The organism is Enterobacter sp. RIT637 (genome assembly GCF_019718755.1).
GTDB lineage: Bacteria > Pseudomonadota > Gammaproteobacteria > Enterobacterales > Enterobacteriaceae > Enterobacter.
The window spans coordinates 1-19,600 of the sequence record NZ_JAIHAZ010000004.1; the positions used below are offsets into that span (position 1 = coordinate 1).

17 protein-coding genes are annotated in these 19,600 nt (G+C 55.3%); 3 read left to right on the forward strand and 14 right to left on the reverse strand.

Annotated features, from left to right (window positions below; all coding sequences use genetic code 11):
• The coding region (locus K5E19_RS24230; protein ID WP_240516136.1) for a hypothetical protein at positions 1–67 on the forward strand (67 nt) is incomplete at its 5' end.
• 115 nt (positions 68–182) lie between these two features.
• On the opposite strand, the gene nuoN is transcribed toward K5E19_RS24230, so the two are convergent.
• From nuoN to lrhA, 14 genes are all read right to left on the reverse strand, one after another.
• Complete coding sequence (gene nuoN, locus K5E19_RS08680) at positions 183–1,640, reverse strand: NADH-quinone oxidoreductase subunit NuoN (protein WP_126544372.1); 1,458 nt, start codon at positions 1,638–1,640, stop codon at positions 183–185.
• Between the two features lie 6 nt (positions 1,641–1,646).
• Positions 1,647–3,176: an NADH-quinone oxidoreductase subunit M gene (nuoM, locus tag K5E19_RS08685; RefSeq protein WP_089597916.1), complete on the reverse strand. Its 1,530-nt coding sequence runs from the start codon at positions 3,174–3,176 to the stop codon at positions 1,647–1,649.
• Positions 3,177–3,252: 76 nt separating this feature from the next.
• Complete coding sequence (nuoL, locus tag K5E19_RS08690) at positions 3,253–5,094, reverse strand: NADH-quinone oxidoreductase subunit L (RefSeq protein WP_221550858.1); 1,842 nt, start codon at positions 5,092–5,094, stop codon at positions 3,253–3,255.
• On the reverse strand, positions 5,091–5,393 hold the full coding sequence (gene nuoK / locus K5E19_RS08695; protein WP_006176506.1) for an NADH-quinone oxidoreductase subunit NuoK: 303 nt from the start codon (positions 5,391–5,393) through the stop codon (positions 5,091–5,093). The genes nuoL and nuoK overlap by 4 nt, the downstream gene beginning before the upstream one ends.
• Positions 5,390–5,944 (reverse strand): NADH-quinone oxidoreductase subunit J, encoded by a 555-nt coding sequence (gene nuoJ, locus K5E19_RS08700; RefSeq protein ID WP_126544369.1) that lies wholly within the window; start codon positions 5,942–5,944, stop codon positions 5,390–5,392. The genes nuoK and nuoJ overlap by 4 nt, the downstream gene beginning before the upstream one ends.
• A 10-nt stretch (positions 5,945–5,954) precedes the next feature.
• Entirely contained in the window at positions 5,955–6,497 is a 543-nt protein-coding gene (gene nuoI / locus K5E19_RS08705; RefSeq protein WP_010433353.1) for an NADH-quinone oxidoreductase subunit NuoI, read from the reverse strand.
• 13 nt (positions 6,498–6,510) lie between these two features.
• Complete coding sequence (nuoH, locus tag K5E19_RS08710; RefSeq protein ID WP_010433351.1) at positions 6,511–7,488, reverse strand: NADH-quinone oxidoreductase subunit NuoH; 978 nt, start codon at positions 7,486–7,488, stop codon at positions 6,511–6,513.
• Positions 7,485–10,208 carry an NADH-quinone oxidoreductase subunit NuoG gene (gene nuoG, locus K5E19_RS08715; RefSeq protein ID WP_221550859.1) on the reverse strand — a complete coding sequence of 908 codons (2,724 nt, stop codon included), beginning with the start codon at positions 10,206–10,208 and terminating at the stop codon, positions 7,485–7,487. The genes nuoH and nuoG overlap by 4 nt, the downstream gene beginning before the upstream one ends.
• Positions 10,209–10,262: 54 nt before the next feature.
• Positions 10,263–11,600, reverse strand: coding sequence for an NADH-quinone oxidoreductase subunit NuoF (nuoF, locus tag K5E19_RS08720; RefSeq protein WP_221550860.1), 1,338 nt, complete (start codon positions 11,598–11,600; stop codon positions 10,263–10,265).
• Positions 11,597–12,097, reverse strand: a complete 501-nt coding sequence (nuoE, locus tag K5E19_RS08725) for an NADH-quinone oxidoreductase subunit NuoE (RefSeq protein WP_119937089.1) — start codon at positions 12,095–12,097, stop codon at positions 11,597–11,599. Before nuoE ends, nuoF begins: the two co-directional genes overlap by 4 nt.
• A gap of 2 nt (positions 12,098–12,099) precedes the next feature.
• Positions 12,100–13,902, reverse strand: coding sequence for an NADH-quinone oxidoreductase subunit C/D (gene nuoC, locus K5E19_RS08730; protein WP_089597912.1), 1,803 nt, complete (start codon positions 13,900–13,902; stop codon positions 12,100–12,102).
• 89 nt (positions 13,903–13,991) lie between these two features.
• The gene (gene nuoB / locus K5E19_RS08735; RefSeq protein WP_003861482.1) at positions 13,992–14,666 is read right to left on the reverse strand and encodes an NADH-quinone oxidoreductase subunit NuoB; all 675 of its coding nucleotides are present in this window, start codon (positions 14,664–14,666) and stop codon (positions 13,992–13,994) included.
• A 15-nt stretch (positions 14,667–14,681) separates the two neighbouring features.
• Positions 14,682–15,122, reverse strand: coding sequence for an NADH-quinone oxidoreductase subunit NuoA (gene nuoA / locus K5E19_RS08740; protein ID WP_010433335.1), 441 nt, complete (start codon positions 15,120–15,122; stop codon positions 14,682–14,684).
• 631 nt (positions 15,123–15,753) lie between these two features.
• On the reverse strand, positions 15,754–16,692 hold the full coding sequence (gene lrhA, locus K5E19_RS08745) for a transcriptional regulator LrhA (protein ID WP_221550861.1): 939 nt from the start codon (positions 16,690–16,692) through the stop codon (positions 15,754–15,756).
• A gap of 938 nt (positions 16,693–17,630) precedes the next feature.
• On the opposite strand from lrhA, the gene alaA reads away from it, so the two are divergent.
• Positions 17,631–18,845: an alanine transaminase AlaA gene (gene alaA, locus K5E19_RS08750; protein WP_008500204.1), complete on the forward strand. Its 1,215-nt coding sequence runs from the start codon at positions 17,631–17,633 to the stop codon at positions 18,843–18,845.
• Between the two features lie 118 nt (positions 18,846–18,963).
• Positions 18,964–19,563 carry a 5'-deoxynucleotidase gene (gene yfbR, locus K5E19_RS08755; RefSeq protein ID WP_023312539.1) on the forward strand — a complete coding sequence of 200 codons (600 nt, stop codon included), beginning with the start codon at positions 18,964–18,966 and terminating at the stop codon, positions 19,561–19,563.
• Positions 19,564–19,600: the final 37 nt, after the last annotated feature.

Consider the following 19,600-nt stretch of genomic DNA (forward strand, 5'->3'; position numbering starts at 1 on the left):
GTACAGCACGAAAGTGGGGGTGATCGACCTGAAGAAAAAGTCGATCACCATGGGTAAAGGATGTTAAAAAGTGTTCACCATGTCCCCGAACACCTGTCTACCATGTCCCCGGACTGTACACTCCCACGGGAGAGGGCGCAAACATTAAAAAAGGCAACTTTCGTTGCCTTTTTGCTTTTACCTTACATCAGCGGTATCGCACGCTGCACGATATCAATCAGCGGCTGCGGATAGATACCGAAGATCAGCACCAGCAGCGCAGAGATAAGCACCACAATACCACCGGCGCTGTACTGCCAGTTGGTCGGTGCATCGCGGTTGAGCTGCTGAGGTGCGCTCAGGTACAGGCTCACCGCCACGCGCAGGTAGTAGTAGAGACCAATCGCGGAGCCGATAACGACACCCGCCGTCAGCCACCACAGACCCGCATGAACACCGACTGCCAGCACGTAGAACTTACCGATAAAGCCCAGCGTCATCGGGATACCCGCCAGCGAGAGCATCATCACGGTCATCACCGCAGACAGAATCGGACGGTGCCAGAACAGACCACGGTAGGAGAACAGTGAATCCGCATCCGGGCCGCGGTATGGGCTGGACATCAGGCTCACCACGCCGAACGCGCCGAGGCTGCTGAACAGGTAACCCGCCAGATACACGCCCACGGCTTCCATCGACATCTCGCCGCTCTGCAGCGCAATCAGCGCCACCAGCAGGTAGCCCAGGTGGGAGATAGACGAGTAGCCCAGCAGACGCTTGATGTTGGTCTGGCTCAGCGCCATCAGGTTACCGAAGATGATGGAGACGAACGCGATAATGCCCAGCACCACGCGAACCGCTTCGCTGTCACCTACCGGTGCGTACAGGAACAGACGCATGACCACACCGAAGATAGCGATTTTGCTCGCCGTCGCCAGGAAGGTCGACACCGGAGCAGGCGCGCCCTGGTATACGTCTGGCGTCCACAGGTGGAACGGCACCAGAGAGAGCTTGAAGCCGAGGCCAACAATCATCATGCCCAGACCCGCCAGCAGCAGCGGCTCGTGCAGCATGCCGTCGCCGAGGCTCTTGCCGATGGCCAGGAAGGAGAGATTACCCGTCTGTGCGTACAGCAGCGCGATACCGAACAGCAGGAACGACGAGGCAGCAGCGGACAAGATGGTGTACTTGATCGCCGCTTCCAGAGAGCGTTTCTGGCGGAAGGCGTAACCAATCAGGCCGAACAGCGGCAGTGAGATCAGCTCAATACCGAGGAACAGCGCGGCCAGGTGGTTCGCGTTCGCCAGCAGAATGCCGCCCAGTGCGGCAATCAGTACCAGCAGGTAAAACTCTTCTTTGTTGTCGTTGTAGCCTTCAAGCCACGGGTACGCAAAGGTGCAGGTTGCCAGGCTCGCCAGCAGCACCAGACCGGTGTACAGCATGGCGTAACCGTCAACGCGCATCAGCGGCGTGACGTCCATCGCGCCCGCCTGGCCAACAAACCAGAGGGAGACTAACGCAGCGTTCAGACCCAAAACGGACAGGGTCGCATTCAGGAAGTGATTGCGTCGCCACGCAATGGAGAGCATCACAACCACCACCGTCAATCCGACGATCAGCAGCGGTAGCAGCGCGATCAGTTGTTGTGGAGTTATTGTCATGGCGAATTACGGCCTTGTAGTAGAAGCAGAATTAACAAACCACTGCTGGATGTTGCCCATCGCGCTATGCGAGGTATCCAGAATCGGCTGCGGATAGAAGCCCAACAGCACCAGCAGTACGACCAGCAGCAGGATGATGAACAGCTCGCGCAGCGACATCCCCGGCAGTTCTTGTGCAGCAATTTCGCTCTTCGCTTTACCGAAGTAAGCGCGGTGCAGCATCGCCAGCGAGTACACGGAAGCGAACACCAGGCCAAAGGTGGAGATGACGGTAATCATCGGAACCACTTTGAAGCTGCCGAACAGAATCATAAATTCGCCGACGAAATTACCGGTGCCCGGCATACCCAGGGTGGCAACCGCGAAGAACATGGAAAGCGCTGGCAGCCATTTCATTTTGCCCCACAGGCCGCCCATCATACGCATGTCGCGGGTGTGCAGACGTTCGTACAGCTGACCGCACAGGATGAAGAGACCCGCGGCGGACAGGCCGTGCGCAATCATCTGAATGACCGCGCCCTGGTACGCCAGCTGGCTGCCGGTGTAGATCGCAATCAGCACGAAGCCCATGTGGGAAACGGAGGTGTAGGCAATCAGACGCTTGATGTCGTACTGCGTGAAGGCCATCCACGCGCCGTAGAAGATACCGATCACGCCGAGCCACATGGCAATCGGTGCGAACTCTGCGGAGGCATTCGGGAACAGCGGCAGCGCGAAACGCAGCAGACCGTAGGCCGCCGTTTTCAGCAAGATGCCCGCCAGGTCAACGGAACCTGCCGTTGGTGCCTGAGAGTGCGCGTCTGGCAGCCAGCCGTGCAGCGGAACTACCGGCATTTTCACCGCAAACGCGATGAAGAAGCCCAGCATCAGCAGGTATTCAACGCCGTGAGACATCGGGGTCTTCAGCAGCTCTTCATAGTTGAAGGTCCAGACACCGGTCGCGTTGTAATGCACGAACACCAGCGCCAGAATCGCAATCAACATCACCAGACCGCTCGCCTGGGTGTAGATGAAGAACTTGGTTGCCGCCGTGATGCGCGTTTTACCGTCGGACGCCTTATGGCCCCACAGCGCGATCAGGAAGTACATCGGCACCAGCATCATCTCCCAGAAGAAGAAGAACAGGAACATGTCGATGGCAAGGAACACGCCGATCACGCCGCCCAGGATCCACATCAGGTTCAGGTGGAAAAAGCCCTGGTATTTTTCGATTTCTCGCCAGGAGCAGAGTACCGCCAGAACGCCGAGCAGGCCGGTCAGCACCACCATCAGCAGCGACAGACCGTCAATCGCGAGGTGGATCGTAATGCCGAAACGCGGGATCCACGGCAGGATGAACTCAGACTGCCACTGCGGAATGCCCGCAGACTGGGTCAGTGAGTAACCGCCCTGCAACCAGAGTTGCAGGCCAAGCGCGAGCGTCAATCCCATGGTAATCAGCGCGATCCAGCGCGGCATCTTCACGCCAAAGCGTTCAGTCTGCCAGCACAGGAAGCCGCCGATGAAGGGAATTAATATTAGCCAGGGTAGTAACATGGCGATTTACATTCCTTTTTAAGGCCCCCTACAGGGGCCTGATTTTCAACGAATTCGAATAAAATTCACTTAACGATCAACGCAATACCATCAGCAGCGCCAGCACGACAACCGCACCGATGCTCATGGATGCCACATACCAGCGCAGATAACCGTTCTCGCTGTACAGCAGGCCTTTACCTGCAAAGCGGGAGAGGATCGCCGGGATGTTCATCAGGCTGTTCAGTGGGTCGCGCTTAACCAGCCACGCAATGCCCAGGAACGGCTTAACGAAGATCATGTCGTACAGCCAGTCGAAGCCCCACGCGTTGTACCACCAGGTGCCCAGCAGACGGCCTGGCGCACTGTTGGCAACGGCAGTCACCAGCGTACGTTTACCCAGCCACAGCCATGCAGCGATGAGGATGCCCGCAATAGCGACCACACCGGAGGTGATTTCAAGCGTCAGAACGCGACCGTGCTCAAGCTCGGTTGTCGCCGGGAGTACGCCCTGCAGCGGTGGCACAATCATTGCGCCAACGAAGGTGGAGAGTACCAGCAGCACAATCAGCGGCAGGTGGTGGGTGATCCCCTTCCCTGCGTGAGCGTGAATTTGTTCTTTACCGTGGAATACGATGAAAATCATACGGAAGGTATACAGGGAGGTCATGAACGCACCGACCAGACCCGCAACCATCAGATTGATATGACCATTCGCCATGGCACCCGCAAGGATTTCGTCCTTACTGAAGAAGCCCGCGGTGATCAGCGGCAGTGCCGCCAGCGCCGCGCCGCCCACCAGGAAGCAGACATACACCAGCGGGATGGACTTACGCAGTCCGCCCATTTTGAAGATGTTCTGCTCATGGTGGCAGGCCAGGATCACCGAACCGGATGAGAGGAACAGCAGCGCTTTAAAGAACGCGTGCGTCATCAGGTGGAAAATGGCTGCGTCCCATGCCTGAACGCCCAGCGCCAGGAACATATAGCCAATCTGGCTCATGGTGGAGTACGCGAGAACGCGTTTGATGTCGGTCTGCACCAGCGCGGCAAAGCCTGCCAGCACCAGCGTGACCGCACCGACGATACCCACCAGATGCAGAATTTCCGGGGTCATCAGGAACAGGCCATGGGTACGCGCAATCAGGTAGACACCGGCGGTTACCATGGTCGCGGCGTGGATCAGCGCGGAGACCGGGGTTGGACCCGCCATCGCGTCGGCCAGCCACGTCTGCAGCGGCAGCTGCGCGGATTTACCCACGGCGCCACCCAGCAGCATCAGCGTTGCCCACCACAGCATGTTGTTGCCTGCTGCGAAGTGCGCCGGCGCCAGTTCCACCATTTCGCGGAAGTTCAGCGTGCCCAGTTCGTTGTAAAGAATGAACAGCGCGAAAGCGAGGAACACGTCACCCACGCGGGTCACGACGAACGCTTTCATGGCCGCTGCGCCATTCTTCGGATCGGTGTAGTAGAAACCGATCAGCAGGTAAGAACACAGACCCACGCCTTCCCAGCCCAGGTACATCAACAGCAGGTTATCGGCCAGCACCAGAACAACCATGCTGGCGATAAACAGGTTGGTGTAGGCGAAGAAGCGGGAGAAACCTTCTTCACCGCGCATATACCAGGAGGCGAACATGTGGATCAGGAAGCCCACGCCGGTGACCACGGAGAGCATGGTCAGCGAGAGGCCGTCCAGCACCAGGTTGAAACCGATGTTGAAATCACCGACCGACATCCAGGTCCACAGCGGCACGCTAAAAGGCTGGCGGCCGTTGTTAAAGAAGTCGATACCCGCATACGCTGTGACCAGCGCAGCCAGACCGATTGAGCCGATACCCACGGTCGCAGACAGATTCTCAGACCAGCGGCCGCGAGAAAACGCCAGCAGCACGAAGCCAATCAGCGGAAAAATAATGGTTAAGGCAAGCATGTTCATCCACGCAACTCACTTACTGAATCGATGTTCAGGTTCTGGCGGCGACGATGGAGCTGCAGCAACAGCGCCAGGCCAATACTCGCTTCGGCAGCCGCGAGGCTGATGGCGAGAATGTACATCACCTGACCGTCGGCCTGGCCCCAGTAGCTCCCGGCGACCACGAAGGCCAGCGCGGAGGCGTTAATCATGATTTCCAGACCAATCAGCATAAACAGCAGATTGCGGCGGATAACCAGACCGGTTAAGCCCAGAACGAACAAAATCGCAGCGAGGATCAGTCCATGTGTTAAGGGGATCATGCGCGCTCCTCCGTTTTTCTTTTCGCGCGGTCATCAGTGCGGTTGCTCAGCACCTCGCCAGCACGCTCTTCGCGGCCAACGTGGAAGGCAACAACCAGACCTGCCAGCAGCAGCATTGACGCCAGTTCAACCGCCAGAACGTAAGGGCCAAACAGAGCAATACCCACTGTCTTAGCGCTGATAGGCGTACCGTCGATGCCCTGATCGTTCACGCCCAGAATGGCGTAAACAATCACCACCAGCATGATGGCCGACAGAATTGCCGGACCAATCCACACCTGCGGTTTTAACCACTGACGTTCCTGCTCAATTTCAGAGCCGCCCAGGTTCAGCATCATCACCACGAACACGAACAGCACCATGATGGCACCCGCGTAGACGATGATTTCCAGCGCACCGGCGAAGTGCGCGCCCAGCGCAAAGAACACCCCGGAAATGGCCAGCAGCGAGATGATTAAGTACAGCAGCGCATGCACCGGATTGGTGTGCGTGATCACTCGCAGCGTAGCCAGGATGGCGATAAGGCCACAGATATAAAAAGCGAATTCCATTGCCCTCTCCTTACGGTAACAGGCTCTTGACGTCGATAGGCTTAGCTTCGTTCTCTGCTTCGCCCTTATCTTTGCCGTCGATTGCCATACCCGCCATCCGGTAGAAGTTATATTCCGGGTATTTGCCCGGACCGGAAATCAGCAGATCCTCTTTCTCGTACACCAGGTCCTGACGCTTGTACTCACCCAGCTCGAAGTCTGGAGTCAGCTGAATCGCCGTGGTTGGGCACGCTTCTTCACACAGACCGCAGAAGATGCAGCGTGAGAAGTTGATGCGGAAGAACTCAGGGTACCAGCGGCCGTCTACCGTCTCGGCTTTCTGCAGAGAGATACAGCCTACCGGACACGCTACCGCACACAGGTTACAGGCAACGCAGCGCTCGGAACCGTCCGGGTCGCGCGTCAGCACGATACGGCCACGGTAGCGCGGCGGCAGATATACCGGCTCTTCCGGGTACATCTGGGTTTCGCGTTTGGCAAACGCGTGCAGGCCGATCATCCAGATACTGCGTACCTGGGTGCCGAAACCTACTAATAATTCTTTTAAGGTCATGGTCTAAAGCCCCTTATGGCTGCTGCCAGAGAATGACAGCCGCCGTTACCAACAAGTTGACGAGCGTCAGCGGCAGGCACACTTTCCAGCCGAAGGACATTACCTGGTCATAACGCGGACGCGGTAAGGACGCACGAATCAAAATGAACATCATCATGAAGAACGCGGTTTTCAGCGCGAACCAGATGAACGGCGGTAAGAACGGGCCATGCCAGCCACCAAAGAACAGCGTTACCATCAACGCGGAAATGGTGACGATACCGATGTACTCGCCCACGAAGAACAGACCGAATTTCATACCGGAATATTCAATGTGGTAACCGTCGGCCAGTTCCTGTTCGGCTTCTGGCTGGTCAAACGGGTGACGGTGACACACCGCCACGCCCGCGATAGCAAAGGTAATAAACCCAAAGAACTGCGGGATAACGTTCCAGATGTCGGCCTGGTTGTTGACGATGTCGGTCATGTTAAATGAACCGGCCTGCGCCACCACGCCCATCAGGGAGAGACCCAGGAACACTTCGTAGCTCAGCGTCTGCGCGGAAGCACGCATCGCACCCAGCAGCGAGTATTTGTTGTTACTGGACCAGCCTGCGAACAGCACCGCGTAAACCGCGAGGCCTGCCATCATCAGGAAGAACAGAATGCCGATGTTCAGGTCAGCAACCACCCAGGTCGGGCTGACCGGAACGATAGCAAACGCCAGCAGCAGCGAGGTGAAGGCGATCATGGGTGCCAGAGTAAAGATCACGCGGTCCGAGAAGCGTGGGATCCAGTCCTCTTTAAAGAACATCTTGATCATGTCCGCGACCAGCTGGAGTGAACCACCCCAGCCCACGCGGTTCGGTCCGTAACGGTTCTGGAACAGACCGAGCAGACGACGTTCACCAAAGCTCATGAACGCGCCGCAGGTGACCACCACCAGCAGAATCACAACCGCTTTCAGAATGCTCAGCAGGATGTCGATAAGATCCGGCGTTAACCAACTCATGCTTTTGCCTCCTGCAGGTTATCAAGACGCGCACCCGCCAGTACCGGCGCGATGCCAGGCATACCCATTGGCAGACCCACCTGCCCTGCTGTCAGACCTTCGGAGATGATCAGCGGCAGGCTGATTGTCTGGCCGTCATAGCTAAAGGCAATGATTGCGCCCGCGTTAACGCCAAGCTTCGCGGCATCCGCCGGGTTGAGCTTGATGTACGGCTGCGGCATACGGGTCTGGAAGACCGGTGAACGCTGGGACAGCTCGTCGCTACCGAACAGATGGTAGTACGGCGCGATACGCCAGTTGCCATCCTGCGCCTGGAAGCTCGCCGGTACGGTGGTGAAGAAGTCCAGACCGGTTTCGGAGGCTTCAATCAAACGCACGCCCGGATCGCCGTGGCGCAGGGACCCACCCACTTCAGCCTGGAACTTGTTCCATGCCTGCGGGGAGTTCCAGCCCGGTGCCCATGCGAATGGGATTTGCGAACGCGGCGCAGACGGCTGGTTGTTCCCTTCCATGGAGAAGGCGAACATGGTGTCTTTATCCTGCGGCTGGCGCGGTTCGTGCACGCTGATGTTAGCGCGCATCGCGGTACGGCCGCTGTAACGGTGCGGTTCACGCGCCAGTTTCTGGCCGCGAATGCGGAAGCTTGCTTCAGGCGCGGCATCTTTAATGCCGGCCAGCTGAGGCAGTTTTTCGACTACCGCGTCGATAACGTGGTCGAGCTGCGTCCAGTCCACTTCACGGCTCTGCACGGTGCTGTGCAGGGAGTGAAGCCAGCGCCAGCTTTCCAGCATCACGGTGTTGCTGTCGTAGTACGCCGGGTCATAAACCTGGAAGAAACGCTGCGCGCGGCCTTCGTTGTTGATAACCGTACCGTCGCTTTCTGCGAAGCTTGCCGCAGAGAGCACCAGGTGCGCTTTGTCCATGATCGCGGTGCGCTGATGGTCAATCACCATCACCAGCGGCGCTTTCGAGAGCGCGGCGTCAACGCGAGCAGCGGAGGCGTGGCGATGCAGGTCGTTTTCCAGCACCACAACGGCATCAGCTGAACCGGATTCCAGTTCGCTTAACGCTTCTTCCAGCGAGCCGCCACCGATCATGCCCAGACCGATGCTGTTCACCGCACGGGCAATCATGGTCACACCGACGTCCGCACCGCGGCCTTTCAGGGCTTTGGCAACGTTGGCTGCCGCCTGTATGATCTCGGCGCTACCGGCGTTGGTCCCGGAAATAATCAGCGGTTTTTTCGCACCCGCCAGGGCCTGAACAATCACGTCGACCTTGTTCTGCAGGTCGCGATCCAGCTCAACAGCCGGTGAGCTGCTGTCCAGCGCGTGGGCAATCGCAAAGCCAAGGCGCGCCTGATCTTCAACCGGTGCGCAGTAGGTCCACGCCGCGATGTCGTCCAGACGGGTATTGTCAACGTTGGTTACAAACAGAGGATGCTTCGCGCGCTGGCCGATGTTCAGGATCGCCGCAATCTGCCAGTCGGCCACTTTCTGCGCCGCTGCCATTTCACGTGCTTTACCCTTCACCGCCTGACGAACCGCCAGAGCCGCGCGTGCGCCGGTCTGCGTCAGGTCTTCACCCAGCACCAGGACCGCATCATAAGATTCAATTTCGCGCAGCGCAGGGGTATGAATACCGCCTTCACGCAGCACTTTCAGTACCAGCTGCAGACGTTCCTGCTCGCCCTGGGCGATACCGGTATAGAAGTTTTCCGCCCCAACCAGCTCGCGCAACGCGAAGTTGCTTTCGATGCTGGCGCGCGGGGAGCCGATACCGATCACTTTCTTCGACTGGCGCAGAATATCTGCCGCGCCCTGCATCGCCTGTTCAGCGTTCAGGGTAATGAAGTCGTCGCCACGGCGCTGAACCGGCTGACGCGGACGGTCTTTCAGGTTCACATAGCCATAGCCGAAACGACCGCGGTCGCACAGGAAGTAGTGGTTAACGGTACCGTTGTAACGGTTTTCGATACGGCGCAGTTCGCCGTAACGCTCACCCGGGCTGGTGTTACAGCCGAGGGAACACTGCTGGCAGATGCTTGGCGCAAACTGCATGTCCCATTTACGGTTGTAACGCTCGGAGTGGGTTTTATCCGTGAATACGCCGGTCGGGCAGATTTCTACCAGGTTACCGGAGAATTCGCTTTCAAGCGTACCGTCTTCCGGACGACCGAAGTAGACGTTGTCATGTGCGCCATACACGCCCAGATCCTGACCGTCTGCGTAGTCTTTGTAGTAACGCACGCAGCGGTAGCAGGCGATGCAACGGTTCATTTCGTGAGAGATGAACGGCCCCAGGTCCTGGTTACGGTGGGTACGCTTGGTAAAGCGATAGCGACGGAAGCTGTGGCCGGTCATCACGGTCATATCCTGAAGGTGGCAGTTACCGCCCTCTTCACAGACCGGACAGTCGTGCGGGTGGTTGGTCATCAACCACTCCACTACGCTTTCGCGGAACTGTTTCGCTTCTTCGTCATCAATCGAAATAAAGGTGCCTTCGGTGGCTGGCGTCATACAGGACATCACCAGGCGACCACGCGTGTCTTCCGCGTTTTGATATTGCTTCACCGCACACTGGCGGCAAGCACCGACGCTGCCCAGCGCCGGATGCCAGCAAAAGTACGGAATATCGAGGCCAAGAGACAGACAAGCTTCCAGCAGGTTGTCCGCCCCGTTGACTTCGTATTCTTTGCCGTCTACATGAATCGTAGCCATTAGCATGCTTCCAGTTGTCTCGGTCGAAACCGAGCGTTAATCAAAATTCTGTTTTTACCAGCGCGCTTTCAGCAGGTTCGGCTGAATCCCATTGATTGAATGGGTATTGCTGAACGGCTGCTTGATGCCTGCTTCGAATTCGTCGCGGAAATATTTAATCGCGCTCTGCAGCGGCTCGACGGCACCCGGTGCGTGGGCGCAGAAGGTTTTACCCGGACCTAAGAATCGACACAGTTGCTCAAGCGTCTCGATATCGCCAGGCTGACCTTCGCCACGCTCGATGGCGCGCAGGATCTTCACGCTCCACGGCAGACCGTCACGGCACGGTGTACACCAGCCGCAGGACTCACGGGCGAAGAACTCTTCCAGGTTACGCACCAGCGAAACCATGCCGATCTCGTGGTCGACGGCCATCGCCAGCGCCGTACCCAGACGGCTGCCTGCTTTACCAATGCTTTCGAACTCCATTGGCAGGTCAAGGTGGGCTTCGGTCAGGAAGTCTGTCCCTGCCCCACCCGGCTGCCAGGCTTTGAATTTCAGGCCATCGCGCATGCCGCCCGCGTAGTCTTCAAGAATTTCGCGTGCGGTCGTACCGAACGGCAGTTCCCAGACGCCAGGATTTTTAACGCGACCAGAGAAGCCCATCAGCTTGGTACCGGCATCTTTGCTTGAAGAGATGCCCTGATACCACTCCACGCCGTTGGCGAGGATAGCCGGAACGTTACACAGGGTTTCAACGTTGTTTACGCAGGTCGGTTTACCCCATACGCCGGAGCTTGCCGGGAACGGTGGCTTGGAACGCGGGTTCGCGCGGCGGCCTTCCAGAGAGTTAATCAGCGCGGTTTCTTCACCGCAGATATAACGCCCTGCACCGGTGTGCACGAACAGTTCGAAGTCAAACCCGGTGCCCAGGATGTTTTTGCCCAGCAGACCCGCTTCGGTGGCTTCGTCAATCGCGCGACGCAGGTTTTCTGCCGCTTCGATGTACTCACCGCGCAGGAAGATGTAGCCACGGTACGCTTTCAGCGCAAACGCGGAAATCAGCATGCCTTCCACCAGCAGGTGCGGCAGCTGTTCCATCAGCAGGCGGTCTTTATAGGTGCCCGGCTCCATTTCATCGGCGTTACACAGCAGGTAACGGATGTTCATGGATTCGTCTTTCGGCATCAGGCTCCACTTCAGACCGGTGGAGAAGCCCGCACCGCCGCGCCCTTTCAGGCCGGAGTCTTTTACCGCGTTAACGATGTCATCCGGCGCCATGCCGCCGAGGGCTTTACGCGCACCGGCATAGCCGTTTTTGCTTTCGTATTCTTCAAGCCATACCGGCTGTTTGTCATCGCGCAGACGCCAGGTCAGCGGATGCGTCTCAGCAGTACGAATTACAGTTTTCATTTGTACTGCTCCAGCAGGTCAGGAATCGCTTCCGGCGTCAGATGGCTGTGAGTGTCCTCATCAATCATCATGGTCGGCCCCTTGTCGCAGTTACCCAGGCAGCAGGTTGGCAGCAGAGTAAAGCGTCCATCGAACGTGGTCTGGCCCGGCTTGATATTGAGCTTCTGCTCAATCGCAGCCTGAATGCCCTGATAGCCGGTAATGTGGCAGACAACGCTGTCACAGTAGCGGATCACATGGCGGCCAACCGGCTGACGGAAGATCTGGCTGTAGAACGTGGCTACGCCTTCTACGTCACTTGCCGGAATACCCAGCACTTTTGCGATCTCGTAGATCGCCCCATCCGGCACCCAGCCACGCTGTTTCTGTACGATTTTCAGCGCTTCAATGGACGCCGCACGCGGGTCTTCGTAGTGGTGCATCTCGTGCTCAATGGCGGCACGTTCTGCTTCACTCAGCTCAAAAGCCTCGGTCTGTGGTTGTTGATTCTCGTGCATAATTAGCGGTCCACATCTGACATAACAAAATCGATACTACCCAGATACACAATCAGGTCGGAGACCAGACTGCCGCGAATGGCCGCCGGGATCTGCTGCAGGTGCGCGAAGCTTGGCGTACGCACGCGGGTACGGTAGCTCATGGTGCTGCCGTCGCTGGTCAGGTAGTAACTGTTGATACCCTTGGTCGCTTCAATCATCTGGAAGGATTCTTGCGCCGGCATGACCGGACCCCAGGAAACCTGCAGGAAGTGGGTGATCAGGGTTTCGATATGTTGCAGCGTGCGCTCTTTCGGCGGCGGCGTCGTCAGCGGGTGATCCGCCTTGAACGGGCCTTCCGGCATGTTGTTGAGGCACTGCTCGAGGATGCGCAGACTCTGGCGCAGCTCTTCTACTTTCAGCATCACGCGGGTGTAGCAGTCGGAAACACCGCCGCCCACCGGGACTTCAAAGTCGAAGTTCTCGTAGCCAGAGTAAGGACGGGCTTTACGCACGTCGAAATCAATACCGGTCGCACGCAGACCTGCACCTGTCGTACCCCACTCCAGCGCTTCTTTCGCGCCGTAGGCGGCAACGCCCTGGGAACGGCCTTTCAGGATGGTGTTACGCAGCGCGGCTTTCTCGTAAGACGCCAGACGTTTTGGCATCCAGTCGAGGAACTCACGCAGCAGGCGGTCCCAGCCGCGCGGCAGATCGTGTGCCACACCGCCGATACGGAACCAGGCCGGGTGCATACGGAAACCGGTAATCGCTTCCACCAGATCGTAGATTTTCTGACGGTCGGTAAAGGCAAAGAAGACCGGGGTCATCGCGCCGACGTCCTGAATGAACGTGGAGATGTACAACAGGTGGCTGTTGATACGGAACAGCTCTGACAGCATGACACGAATCACGTTAACGCGATCCGGCGTGGTGATACCCGCCAGTTTCTCAACGGCCAGCACGTATGGCATTTCGTTTACGCAGCCGCCGAGGTACTCGATACGGTCGGTATACGGAATGTAGCTGTGCCAGGACTGACGCTCGCCCATCTTCTCAGCACCACGGTGGTGGTAGCCGATGTCAGGCACGCAGTCGACAATCTCTTCGCCATCAAGCTGAAGAATAATACGGAATGCACCGTGCGCAGACGGGTGGTTTGGACCGAGGTTGAGGAACATGAAGTCCTCGTTTTCGGTACCGCGCTTCATGCCCCAGTCTTCCGGCTTGAAGGTCAGCGCTTCCATCTCCAGATCCTGCTTGGCTTTGGTCAGCTCAAACGGATCGAATTCAGTTGCACGTGCCGGGTAGTCTTTACGCAGCGGGTGGCCGGTCCAGGTCTGCGGCATCATGATGCGCGTCAGGTGTGGGTGGCCGTCGAAGGTCATGCCGAACATTTCCCAGGTTTCACGCTCGTACCAGTTGGCGTTCGGGAAAAGTTTGGTGATCGTCGGCAGATGCATGTCGTTTTCAGACAATGCCACCTTGAGCATGATATCCGTGTTGCGGTCTATTGAGATCAGGTGGTAGAAAACGGAAAAATCCGCAGCAGGGAGGCCCTGGCGGTGGGTACGCAAACGTTCATCCATGCCGTGTAAGTCAAACAGCATGACGTAAGGTTTTGGCAATTTCTTGAGGAAATCGACCACTTCCAGTAATTGTTCACGCTTCACCCAAACAACGGGTACCCCGGTGCGGGTGGCCTGAACAGTAAAGGCATCCGGCCCAAAACGGTTGCGCAGTTCGCCAACGACTGGGTCATCCAGGTGATCCCGTGTCTGCCAGGCGGCTTCTTGCGCGGTTAAGTCGGTCATATTGTTCACCATTGCAAATGGTCCGTGGTGACTGTTAAGCCTGGCTTCGCGCTATTTGAGTAGTGATATGCGAAGGTATTCTCCAGACCCACAGGCGCAAATTAAATTTCGTCAGGCGTACGCAGGTTGGTGACGGCAATACGTTCACCACGTTTACGCTCGCGCTCAGACTGCATGTTCGCGCGATACACACCCTGATCGCCAACAACCCACGACAGTGGGCGACGTTCTTTACCGATAGACTCCTGCAGCAGCATCAGCGCCTGCATGTAAGCTTCCGGACGCGGCGGGCAGCCCGGGATGTAGACATCCACCGGGATAAACTTATCTACGCCCTGCACGACGGAATAAATGTCGTACATACCGCCGGAGTTTGCACATGCGCCCATGGAGATAACCCATTTTGGCTCCAGCATCTGATCATAAAGACGCTGGATAACCGGGGCCATTTTGGTAAAGCACGTACCGGCAACCACCATCAGGTCAGCCTGACGCGGGGAAGCACGCAGTACCTCTGCCCCAAAACGCGCAACGTCATGCACCGCAGTGAATGACGTCACCATTTCAACGTAGCAGCAAGAAAGGCCAAAGTTGTAAGGCCAGATGGAGTTCTTACGACCCCAGTTGACCATATCGTGCATGGCATGTTCGAGCTTGCCCATATACACGCTTTTATTGACTTCTTGCTCCAGGGGGTCGGTTACGATCTCCTGTTTTTGCAGGGGGTAACGGTCATTCTCACCGTTAGGATCTATGCGGGTGAGCGTATAATCCATCTTATTGCCTCGCTGTTACTGCTGACGATTAGAGATACTGTTTTCCGGGTTGATCTGCTCACGGCGTGAACGCGCAGGCGTCCAGTCCAGCGCGCCAATACGCACCAGATAAACCAGACCGGCCAGTAACACTAAAATGAAAATTGCGGCCTCGACAAAGCCCACCCAACCACTTTCGCGAATGGAGGTCGACCATGCGAAAAGGTAAAGCGCTTCCACGTCGAAGATGACGAAGAACATGGCTACCAGGTAGAACTTGGCAGACAGGCGTAAGCGAGCGGTACCTACTGAATCAATACCTGATTCGAAAGGTGTGTTTTTGTGCCTTGCGCGGGCGCGACCGCCCAGGAACCAGCCGCCGACTAACATCAGGCAGCACAGGCCAATGGCTACAATAAGAAAGATTGCGAATGCCCAGTGATGAGCGATGACTTCTGTGGATGTTGACATACTCATTGCTTACTCATCAAAAGTGATACCGACGACACTGCTCTTGCTGGCAGATGGGCATCACATCGATTCATGGGGAGGAACAAATAACCTTACACTAACTGTCAGAAATGAGACATAGACAGCAAAATGATGGGGTTTTTTACTCCTTTCTATAACCTTTTGTCAACTTTAACAAAGGTTTCTTCACATTAAATGACATCAAGCGATTCTCATTAACATTTCATGCCCTTTTAACCCTGGTGGGTACCTGACTTTACGTCAAATGCATGTTGTTGAATCGTGTCCGTTTTGGAAGTAAAAAAAATAACCCTCCTATTTTGACAGGATTTGCCAACGATTCCTCCCCCCAAATAGGAGTATTTTCTTGATCTGAGACACGCTTTTGTTAATTCAATCAAGAAACCAGCAACATATTTCCTGTTTTTTTAACATTGAACGGAGAAGCGGCAAGATAGAACGGAAAACGAACGCGATTTAACCAAAAGCATTTAGCTCATTGATATCTAGAGTTTATCTGATGAAACCCTTTATTCGGAAAGGGTATTTTTACCAAAAAAAAACCACTTCACGCGAAAATCGCGCGAGTGGCTCTTTTTTACACTTACAATTTGTTACGAGAATTTTGAGTGTTTGATCACTCAAAGTCCCCTTCAACGATCAGGGAGTCATCCCCCCCTTCCGGAGTAACGTGCTCGTATTGCCAGGGATTATGGTAGTTTTCCATCGCCTCAAATACGACTTTCGCCAGCTCGTTATTGCTGGATGCGTTGTGGCACAACAGATACTCCGTATCCGGCAGCGCAGGAAGACCATCACTTTTACCCAACACGCGGAGATCCGGGCTCATCATTTCCACCGGTCGCGCTGTTACGCCGAGCCCCGCTTTCACAGCAGCCCGAACAGCGGGTAGCGTTGAGGCCACATAGGCCAAACGCCACGGAATATTGGCCTCATTGAGCGCCGACAGCACCATATCCCGGAACGGGCTTGGATCATCCAGTAAGACCAATGGAATGGGCTCACCTTGTTGCAGTACATATTCAGCCGCGCAATACCAATGCGTTGGAGAAGTTCGCAGCGTCAGGCAATCAAATTGCCCGGGACGATGCGTTGTGACCACAAGATCCACTTCATTCTCTTTAAGCATCTCAATCATAAAGGCATTACGCTTTACGCTTACATCCAGCGCAAGCTTCGGATAAACCGAACTGATACGATTGAGAAGAAACGGCAATATCGTATCGGCTGACTCATCAGATGCGCCTAATGTTAACACCCCCTGGAGGTTGCTAAACATTAAAGACATACATGCTTCATCATTAAAGCGAAGTATTTTCCTGGCATAACCCAGTAGCTGGATACCGTGTTCCGTTAAAAGCTTATTACGTCCATGACGCGCAAAAAGCTCTTTACCGACCAGTTGCTCAAGCCGCTGCATTTGCTGGCTAACGGCAGACTGGGTTCGGCAAACTGCGGCAGCAGCTGCTGCAAAAGTGTTGAGATCGGCGACCGCAACAAACGTTCTCAGCAGATCGAGGTCGAGATTCATTATCGGACGATTTGCATTTATCATATCTATTCACTTTCAGGTTGCTCGTGCGGAGCTGCCCGGGTTGAAGCTGTGTGTAACAGTTAAGCAATTCCCTCTGAAGGTTTCCCTCGCATCCCGGCCCGGCAGACTGCCTGACAGATAGTTATTGTGCTGCTGTATATCAACAGTCAGAAAGCACGTTTCATGACGTTATTTTTATTCTCTTAAACGTTCAGAATATTTAGATGTTCGCAGGTTTCTGTAAATTACATTAAAGGTATGACACCTTTACGGCCATCTTTATCGCAGCGCGGTTAACGTAGCAGGATGTGTTCGGCACACACCAGCCAGAGATAAATCCAACAATAACAATCAATTAATTTAGAAGAGCAGATCCAGATATACAAAACATAGGGCTCTGGCCCCTGCTTTCCTGAAAGACATCTTAACCCAAATCCACTTTATTTATAAGTCTTATTGCAATATTAAGGATTAAGAGGGACTGTTAAGCCTCTCAACTAATTTTATTAAAATTAACTAAAGTTGCATTTTGTTGGTTAATAATAAATAAATTTTAATTTAGATTAAGACCATTCATTAATAACACTTAACATTAATTTTACATGAGTAACTTTTAACCTAAGCATACTATTCCAACAGTCTATCTCGAAGCCTCTGATTTTACGAAAAGTCACCCAGGGGAACTTCTTACTGCGTATTGGGCATGCTTTTTATTTTTAGCAGCAGAATATGAAATTTAAATCAAAATATACAGCACAATCAACTTAAGAACATACTCATTACATTACTTTAGCACAAGAGAACCCACCAAAAGCAGTGAAATAGATTCCACAGGAATTGACGCATTGTACAAAATCTTCTCCTGTACACCCTTCAAAACGAAGCGAGGGGGGAGTACATTGTTCCGTGCTGACTTCCACGGCAGGGAGTGGCAATAATAGCGAAAAGGTTAAAGGTTCATGTCCCCTATCGAAAAATCCAGCAAATTAGATAACGTCTGTTACGACATCCGCGGCCCGGTTCTGAAAGAGGCCAAACGCCTTGAAGAAGAAGGCAATAAGGTTCTGAAACTCAACATTGGTAATCCTGCGCCATTTGGTTTTGAAGCGCCAGACGAGATCCTGGTGGATGTGATCCGTAACCTGCCCACGGCACAAGGCTACTGCGATTCAAAAGGACTCTATTCCGCACGTAAAGCCATCATGCAGCACTATCAGGCGCGCGGCATGCGTGACGTTACCGTTGAAGATATTTATATCGGCAACGGCGTCTCTGAACTGATCGTGCAGGCGATGCAGGCGCTGCTGAACAGCGGTGACGAAATGCTGGTACCTGCGCCAGACTACCCGCTGTGGACGGCGGCTGTGTCGCTGTCGAGCGGCAAAGCCGTTCATTATCTCTGCGACGAGTCCTCTGACTGGTTCCCGGACCTCGATGATATTCGCGCGAAAATTACGCCTCGCACGCGCGGCATCGTGATCATTAACCCGAACAACCCGACGGGCGCGGTCTATTCGAAAGAGCTGCTGATGGAGATCGTCGAGCTCGCCCGCCAGCACAACCTGATCATTTTTGCCGACGAAATCTACGACAAGATCCTGTACGACGCGGCGCAGCACCACTCGATCGCCGCGCTGGCCCCGGATCTGCTGACCGTCACCTTTAACGGCCTGTCTAAAACCTACCGCGTGGCCGGTTTCCGTCAGGGCTGGATGGTACTGAACGGTCCGAAAAAGCACGCTAAAGGCTACATTGAAGGGCTGGAAATGTTGGCTTCCATGCGTTTATGCGCCAACGTGCCTGCACAGCACGCGATCCAGACGGCGCTCGGCGGCTATCAGAGCATTAGCGAGTTCATCGTTCCCGGCGGTCGTCTGTACGAACAACGCAACCGCGCGTGGGAATTGATCAACGATATTCCGGGCGTCTCCTGCGTGAAGCCTAACGGCGCGCTCTATATGTTCCCGAAAATTGACGCGAAGCGCTTCAATATTCACGACGACCAGAAGATGGTGCTCGACTTCCTGCTTCAGGAAAAAGTGCTGCTGGTTCAGGGGACGGCGTTTAACTGGCCGTGGCCTGACCACGTGCGCATTGTGACCCTGCCGCGCGAAGATGACCTGGAAATGGCCATCAGCCGCTTCGGGCGCTTCCTCTCTGGATACCATCAGTAACGTTGCCTTTCTGCCGGGTGGCGCTGCGCTTACCCGGCCTACAAAATCCGCAAATTTGCATCTTGCCTCCCCTCCCCGCACAATGAACGCCTGTCGCAGTAAAGACAAAAGGTAACCTATGAGTCAGAGTCATTTCTTTGCCCACCTCTCACGCCTGAAGCTGATCAACCGCTGGCCGCTGATGCGCAACGTCCGCACGGAAAATGTGTCAGAGCACAGTCTACAGGTTGCCATGGTTGCTCACGCGCTGGCCGCCATTAAAAACCGCAAATTCAACGGTCAGGTCAATCCAGAGCGCATTGCTCTGCTGGCAATGTACCACGATGCTTCGGAAGTGCTGACCGGCGATCTGCCGACACCGGTGAAATATTTCAACTCGCAGATTGCGCAGGAATATAAGGCGATCGAGAAGATTGCCCAGCAGAAGCTGATCGACATGGTGCCGGACGAATTACGCGATATCTTTGAGCCGCTCATCGATGAGCATCAGTACACGGAAGATGAAAAGTCGCTGGTGAAGCAGGCCGACGCGCTGTGCGCCTACCTTAAGTGTCTGGAAGAGCTGTCTGCGGGGAATAACGAGTTTTTACTGGCGAAAACGCGTCTGGAAAAAACGCTGGAGTCCCGCCGCAGCGAAGAGATGGATTATTTTATGCAGGTGTTTGTGCCGAGCTTCCATCTGTCGCTGGATGAGATTAGCCAGGATTCTCCCCTCTGACTGTCGCCCAGCGGCACTGCGCTTGCAGGGCCTACGG

Excerpts from the sequence above, each read along its gene's own strand:
- nuoN (WP_126544372.1), bottom strand. The coding sequence starts at position 1,640 with ATGACAATAACTCCACAACAACTGATCGCGCTGCTACCGCTGCTGATC.
- nuoM (WP_089597916.1), bottom strand. The coding sequence starts at position 3,176 with ATGTTACTACCCTGGCTAATATTAATTCCCTTCATCGGCGGCTTCCTG.
- nuoL (WP_221550858.1), bottom strand. The coding sequence starts at position 5,094 with ATGAACATGCTTGCCTTAACCATTATTTTTCCGCTGATTGGCTTCGTG.
- nuoK (WP_006176506.1), bottom strand. The coding sequence starts at position 5,393 with ATGATCCCCTTAACACATGGACTGATCCTCGCTGCGATTTTGTTCGTT.
- nuoJ (WP_126544369.1), bottom strand. The coding sequence starts at position 5,944 with ATGGAATTCGCTTTTTATATCTGTGGCCTTATCGCCATCCTGGCTACG.
- nuoI (WP_010433353.1), bottom strand. The coding sequence starts at position 6,497 with ATGACCTTAAAAGAATTATTAGTAGGTTTCGGCACCCAGGTACGCAGT.
- nuoH (WP_010433351.1), bottom strand. The coding sequence starts at position 7,488 with ATGAGTTGGTTAACGCCGGATCTTATCGACATCCTGCTGAGCATTCTG.
- nuoG (WP_221550859.1), bottom strand. The coding sequence starts at position 10,208 with ATGGCTACGATTCATGTAGACGGCAAAGAATACGAAGTCAACGGGGCG.
- nuoF (WP_221550860.1), bottom strand. The coding sequence starts at position 11,600 with ATGAAAACTGTAATTCGTACTGCTGAGACGCATCCGCTGACCTGGCGT.
- nuoE (WP_119937089.1), bottom strand. The coding sequence starts at position 12,097 with ATGCACGAGAATCAACAACCACAGACCGAGGCTTTTGAGCTGAGTGAA.
- nuoC (WP_089597912.1), bottom strand. The coding sequence starts at position 13,902 with ATGGTGAACAATATGACCGACTTAACCGCGCAAGAAGCCGCCTGGCAG.
- nuoB (WP_003861482.1), bottom strand. The coding sequence starts at position 14,666 with ATGGATTATACGCTCACCCGCATAGATCCTAACGGTGAGAATGACCGT.
- nuoA (WP_010433335.1), bottom strand. The coding sequence starts at position 15,122 with ATGAGTATGTCAACATCCACAGAAGTCATCGCTCATCACTGGGCATTC.
- lrhA (WP_221550861.1), bottom strand. The coding sequence starts at position 16,692 with ATGATAAATGCAAATCGTCCGATAATGAATCTCGACCTCGATCTGCTG.
- alaA (WP_008500204.1), top strand. The coding sequence starts at position 17,631 with ATGTCCCCTATCGAAAAATCCAGCAAATTAGATAACGTCTGTTACGAC.
- yfbR (WP_023312539.1), top strand. The coding sequence starts at position 18,964 with ATGAGTCAGAGTCATTTCTTTGCCCACCTCTCACGCCTGAAGCTGATC.